Annotated in this window: 1 protein-coding gene; it reads right to left on the bottom strand. The window is 45.9% G+C overall.

Features of this window, described 5'->3' with window-relative positions; translation table 11 throughout:
• A partial coding sequence (locus tag A3757_RS01660) for a thrombospondin type 3 repeat-containing protein (RefSeq protein ID WP_197469644.1) occupies positions 1-864 on the bottom strand: 864 nt, incomplete at both ends.

Raw genomic sequence — 864 nt, 5'->3', positions numbered from 1 at the left:
GGGTTGGTGCCATCTTGCTCTTCCTGAAGATCAGGTACGGAATCACCATCGTCGTCTTCATCTGTATTATTACCAATACCATCACCATCGGTATCAACACTTTCAAATGGGTTACGTGGGAACTTATCCTCATCGTTCGGCACCTGGTCACCGTCGATATCAGTATCAGCATTATCGCCTGTGCCATCGCCATCTTGGTCTTTTTGTTCTGTAGGGTCTGTTGGGAAGGCATCTTCAGTATCGATCACACCATCATTATCATCATCAGGGTCATCATTTCTGCCACCAGAATCAGCCATGCCATCGCCATCGGTATCAACAAAATCGATACCTGGAATGCTGGCATTGGTATCATCAGGGTCCTGATTGGCAGACCAGTTATCGTTATCCTTATCAGACTTATTCTGACGTTCAGAATCTAAAGGAAAGTCATCGGCAATATCTTCAGTACCATCGCCGTCATCATCAGTATCGGCATTGTTACCGATTCCATCTTCATCTGTATCGGTTTGTTCGCTTGCGTCTAGAGGGAAGTCATCGTCTTCATCTTTAACGCCGTCGTTATCGTCGTCGTTGTCGGCATTGTTACCTGTGCCATCACCATCGGTGTCAGTTGTCTCACTCGCATCTTCAGGAAAAGCGTCCTGATCATTTGGAACGCCATCATCATCCAGGTCTGGGTCAGTTTCAGCGGGCTTGAGTACAACTTCTTCTTCAGTATTTATTTCAGTATTAACGCCTTCATTACCCAGGTCTTCTTTTTCATCGTTAATCACTTGTTTCATTTCACCAACTGTACGACCTTGAGGGTCGTTCGGAATCGGTAAGGAAGCAGGGTCTTGCTCTAAAAGTTGAAGTGCGGCA

The sequence above is a fragment of the Oleiphilus sp. HI0117 genome, from assembly GCF_001635235.1.
The sequence above is the reverse complement of the archived record's forward strand: the minus strand, read 5'-3'. Positions and strand labels throughout refer to the sequence as shown.